This window comes from Sphaerotilus sp. (genome assembly GCF_041083715.1).
Lineage (GTDB): Bacteria > Pseudomonadota > Gammaproteobacteria > Burkholderiales > Burkholderiaceae_C > Sphaerotilus.
Genome location: NZ_JBFPGY010000360.1, coordinates 1 through 5,318 on the forward strand (window position 1 = coordinate 1; position 5,318 = coordinate 5,318).

Annotated in this window: 3 protein-coding genes and 1 pseudogene; all 4 read left to right on the forward strand. The window is 70.1% G+C overall.

Annotated elements, in window-relative coordinates:
* Positions 1 to 1,724, forward strand: a 1,724-nt coding sequence (locus tag AB3X43_RS17045) for an O-linked N-acetylglucosamine transferase, SPINDLY family protein (RefSeq protein WP_369431067.1), incomplete at its 5' end; no start/stop codon positions are given.
* Positions 1,725 to 2,747, forward strand: a complete 1,023-nt coding sequence (locus AB3X43_RS17050) for a glycosyltransferase (protein WP_369431068.1) — start codon at positions 1,725 to 1,727, stop codon at positions 2,745 to 2,747.
* 142 nt (positions 2,748 to 2,889) lie between these two features.
* Positions 2,890 to 4,269, forward strand: coding sequence for a methyl-accepting chemotaxis protein (locus AB3X43_RS17055; protein WP_369431069.1), 1,380 nt, complete (start codon positions 2,890 to 2,892; stop codon positions 4,267 to 4,269).
* Positions 4,270 to 4,368: 99 nt separating this feature from the next.
* Positions 4,369 to 5,318: pseudogene (locus AB3X43_RS17060) on the forward strand (hypothetical protein); the annotation flags it as partial.

Consider the following 5,318-nt stretch of genomic DNA (forward strand, 5'->3'; position numbering starts at 1 on the left):
GCACGGCCGAACTCCTGCTCGCACAGCACCGCCCGACCGAGGCGCTCGATTGCCTGGACCAGCTCGACACCAGCATGGCGCGCGGCGCAGCCTGGCACCTGATGCGGGCGAGCACCCTGTCCACACTGCGGGACCACCGGCAGGCCGTGCGTGACGCCACTGCCGCGGTGGCCAAGGCAGGGCCGGATGCCGGCCTGCACCAGCGTGCCCTGCTGCAACTCGGTCAAGGTCTGAGCCGACTGCAGGAACACGCCGAGGCCGGGTGGTGCTACCGGATGGCGCTGGATGTGCAGCCGAAAGCGGCCGATGCCGCGCTGGCAGCCGCCTTCGCCAGTGCGGCGGATCTGGACTGGGACGCACTCCCCGCCCATCTCGACCGGCTGCTGGCCTGCATGGAACAGCCTTTCCCGGCGGCCAGGCAGCCGTTGGCGATGCCGCTCGATCCGACCCCGCTGATCCCTCTGCTGGACCACCCACTGCTGCACCGCTGGCTGGCCACACTCGCCTGCCAGCAGCGCCACGGCACCGGCGCAGCACGCGCGAAGCCGAAAGCATCCGCCCGCGACCACCGCCGCCAGGGCCGGTGGCGGCTCGGCATCCTGGCCGGTGGGCGCGAACGGTCCGCGCTGGAGCCGTCCGTCACCGCGCTGTTCGAAGCCTTCGACCGGGAGCAGGTCGCGCTGTACGTCTACTCGGACGCCTGGTCGGACCACCCAGGCGCAGTCGCTCCCGCACACCAGCGCCTGCACGCCCTCGCCGCGCGCTGGCATGACAGCCGCCACGCCTGCACCGAGGAGTTGGTCGGTGCCGTCCGCAGTGACCAGATCGACCTGCTGCTGGACCTCACCGGCAGCGGCGACGACTCGCGCCTGGGCGTGCTCGCCCACCGTCCGGCACCGGTCCAGGTCGCCTGGCTGGGGCACCCCGGCACCACCGGCGCCCCGTGGGTCGACTACCTGATCGGCGATCCGCTCGCCACACCGCTGGAGGCGCAGGCCCAGTTCAGCGAATGCATCGCCCAGTTGCCCGGAAGCCACCGGCCGGCCGCTCCGCCCGAGCCACCGCCAGCCCCGCCCCGACGCGCCGACTGCGGCCTGCCCGACACCGGCCCGGTGCTCGCCAGCTTCAACCGGCCAGAGCGGATCACATCCGCACAGTTCCAGGCGTGGTGCCAGATCCTGTCCGCCATCCCGGGCTCGGTGCTGTGGCTGCTAGCGCCAGCACCCGATGCCCAACGGCGGCTGTGCGCCAGCGTGGCGCGGGCCGGTCTCGACCCGGCGCGGCTGGTCTTCGCACCCACCGTCCGGCAGCAGGAGCACCTCGCGCGCCTGCCACTGGCCGACCTCGTGCTCGACTGCTTCCCCGGCAATGCCGCGACGGCGGCGCGGGACGCCCTGTGGGCTGGCGTGCCCGTGGTGACCCGGATCGGACAGGGCCACGCCACGCGCCGCACCGCCAGCCTGCTGGCCGCGTTCCGGCTGCCCGCGCTGATCTGCGTGGACACCGACCACTACGTCCGCACCGCCGTGCACCTGCTGCGGGACACCGACGCCGTGGCACAGATCAAGGCACGGCTCGCCACCGCACGGATGGACCCGCCGCCCGCGGACTCGCAGCGCCATGCACGCGATCTGGAACACCTGCTGGCCCGCATGGTCGCGCGCAACGACGCCGGACACCCCCCCACCCCACTGGCCGCCGAGCCAGCACCCCGGAGAAACTGAATGCCACGCTACACCGTCGCCGCCGTCCTCATCGTGCGCGACGAGGCACCGCGCCTGCGCCGCGCCCTCGACAGCCTGCGCCCCTGGACCGACCGCCTGGTGGTGGTCGACACCGGCTCGCAGGACGGCACCGCCGACGTCGCCCGTGCGGCCGGCGCCGAGGTCTCGCACCTGGCCTGGCACCATGATTTCAGCCTCGCCCGCAACGCCGCACTGGAGCGGGCCGGTGCCGACTGGCACATCGTGCTCGACGGCGACGAATGGCTGGCCCGTGGCGGCGAGACACTCGCCACGCTGCGCACGCTGCGGCCCGATTTCGTCGGCGCGGTGCGCGTGGACAGCGAACATGGCGCGCAGGACAGCGCAGGCGTGGCCTCCAGCTGGATCAGCCGCATCCTGCCTGGCCACGTGCGCTACGCCGGCCGGATCCATGAGCAGCCGCAACACACATTGCCGGTCCGACGGCTGCCGATGCGTGTCGGGCACGACGGCTACGCCCCCATGGCCCTGGACCGCAAGGCCGGCCGCAACGCCGCGCTGCTGCAACGTGCGCTCGGTGACCACCCGGACGACCCGTATCTCTGGTACCAGCTCGGCAAGGACCACGACGTCTACGGCCGCCACGCCGAGGCGCTGCGCTGCTTCGACCAGGCGGAGCAGCGGCTGGGCAGGCAGATACCGGCAGATGCGCCCCTCTGGCTGCACGACCTCAGCGTGCGCCGCCTGCATGCGCTCAAGTGCTGTGGCCGCCATGCCGATGGCGTGCAGCGCGCCGCCGAGGAAATGGCGCGCTGGGACCGTTCGCCAGACTTTTTCTTCGCGCTGGGCGACCTGATGCTCGATTGGGCGGCCAGCGAGCCGGCACGCGCGGGGGAACTGCTGCCGATGATCGAAGGCGCGTGGCAGCGCTGCCTGGAAATCGGCGAACGGCCGGATCTGGAAGGGGCTGTCCACGGCCGCGGCAGCCACCTGGCGACCCACAACCTGCGCGTGCTGCGCCAGTTCAGCGTGGACATGACATAGGCAGAAAACGCCCGAAGCCCCTGGAATGGCCGAATGAACGGCCTCTATTGGCGACTTCACCGACACACCGGGCGCCCTAGAGTCACTTTCAAACCCCATTCCGAAGCTATCCATGCCTGCATTGCACCCGAATGACCGCTCCATGCTGGTCACGATCACCCTGGTCATGGCGGGCGCCCTGACCTACGGCATTTCAAACGACACCGTCGCACTGCCGGTGGTGGTCGGCAGTCTCCTTCTGGCCCTGTCGTGGGGCATCGCCCGGGCATCCCAGGCGGGGCCGGGCAGCCGTCTCGGCCTGCCGGCACTCGGCATGGCCATGGTGGCACTGCTGATCCATGTGGCGCGGGGCCGACCCGAAGCCCATTTCGCGGTGTTCGCCTTCCTGGCGGTGACGGTGGTGTACAGGCATTGGCTGCCAGTGCTCTCGGCCGCCGCCACGATCGCCGTGCACCACCTGTCGTTCAACTTCTTCCAGGCCTGGGGCTGGGGGACCGTGTGCTTCACCGAACCGGGCCTGGCACGGGTCATCGAGCACGCGCTGTACGTGGTCGCGGAGGCCGGCATCCTGGTCATGCTCGCGCAGCGGGCACGCGCGGACTTCCGCACCGCAGAGCGTCTGATCGACATCACGCATTCGCTGCTCGACACCCATGGACGGATCGACCTGCGGGTCTCCCGGCAGACCTCGCATGACCCCGCCTCCGGCACGCTGCTGGATGCGCTCCGGGGCATCGAGCGCGCCATCCTGCTGGTGCGGACCAGCGCCACGCAGGTGGGGTCCGCTTCGCAGGAAATCGCCAGCGGCAACACCGACCTGTCCCGCCGCACCGAGATGACCGCCAGCCACCTGCAGGCCACGGCCAGCGCGATGGAGCAGCTGACCAGCACCGTCCAGCAGACGGCGCTCAGCGCCCGCACCGCCAGCACGCTCGCCAGCACGGCATGCGACGTGGCCCAGCGCGGTGGCCAGGTGGTGACCCAGGTCATCACCACCATGCACGACATCGATGCCAGCTCGAAAAAGATCGTCGACATCATCGGCGTCATCAACGGCATTGCCTTCCAGACCAACATCCTGGCACTGAACGCCGCGGTCGAAGCCGCCCGCGCCGGAGAGCAAGGCCGCGGATTTGCCGTGGTCGCAGGGGAGGTCCGCAACCTGGCGCAGCGCAGCGCCACCGCAGCCACCGAGATCCACCATCTGATCAGCACCAGCGTGGACAAGGTCGCCTCGGGCACGCGCCTGGTCAACGAGGCCGGCACGACCATGGCCGAGATCGTCGCCAGCGTGCAGCGCGTGCAGGAAACGATCCGCGACATCAGTGCCGCCTCCAGCGAGCAGAGCATCGGCATCGGCAGCATCCACAGCTCGGTGCATGAACTCGACTCCATGACGCAGCAGAATGCCGCGCTGGTCGAGCAGAGCGCCGCCGCCGCCACCAGCCTCGGCGAGGAAGCCCGCCATCTGCTGCAGGCCGTGGAAGTGTTCCATCTGGACAGCGCGCTCCAGCCAGCCTGAAGGCAGCGAAAGTAGCCTGGTTTGGCCGCCCTGATCGGCCCGATCCCCGAGGCTGCGGTGCCTAGACTGGCTTGGCCCCTTTGCTCGGAACCCACGCCCATGAACCTGCCGGATATCCACCTGTGTGTTGTCCAGCCCCTCGGCCAGCCCCATGCCCTGGAGCTGGTCGATCCTGCACGCTACTTCCGCTACCAGTTCCGGCGACTGGGTGCCCGGGTCAGCCTGTCCAAGAACCGGCTGCGCCACGACGCCGTCAACTTCGTGTTCGGCGCCCACCTCGGGTTCGACGCCAACCAGTGCCCGCAGCACACCTGTGTCTTCGTCAATCTGGAGTCGCTCGGGCACGAAGGCTCGCAGGTCTCCACGGCCTATCTGCAACTGCTGCGCCACTCGGCCGTGGTCGACTACGACCCAGCCAATCTGGAGGTCTACACCGATCATCCGGACGATGTGCCGCTGGTGCCCTTCGTCCACGCACCGTACCTCGCCGTGGACGCACAGACCCCTGCGATGCCGCTGGAGGAGCGCCCGATCGATCTGCTCGTCATCGGCGCGCAGAACGAGCGCATCCGCCGGCTCATCAAGCGCATCGAGGACACCGGCATGGCGGTCAGCCAGTTCGACCGCCCGGTCTATGGCGGCGAGCGCGATGCCTACATCCGCCAGGCCAAGGCCGTGCTGCACCTGCGGCCCCACGACACCAGCCGCATCGAACCCGTCACGCTCGCACATTGCCTGAGCCTGGGCACACCGGTCATCGGCGAGCGGACACCGCATGCCACCACGGCCGCCTTCTACGAGGAAGCCGCCACCTGGATCGACCACGACAACCTCGAAGCCTTCTTCGGGCAGGAGTTCGGCACACCTGGCTGGTACGAACGGGCCCGCGCCCAGCTCGTCCAATTCGAGGAGCTGGACCCGGCCGAGGCCTTCGCCGACATGCTGGCCTTCGTCAGCGGCTACGGCCAGACCAACGTGCGCACGCGCGATCCGGAGCCATGGCGCCCGCTGCGGTTGAACCTGGCTGCGGGCGCGGATTACCGCGCAGG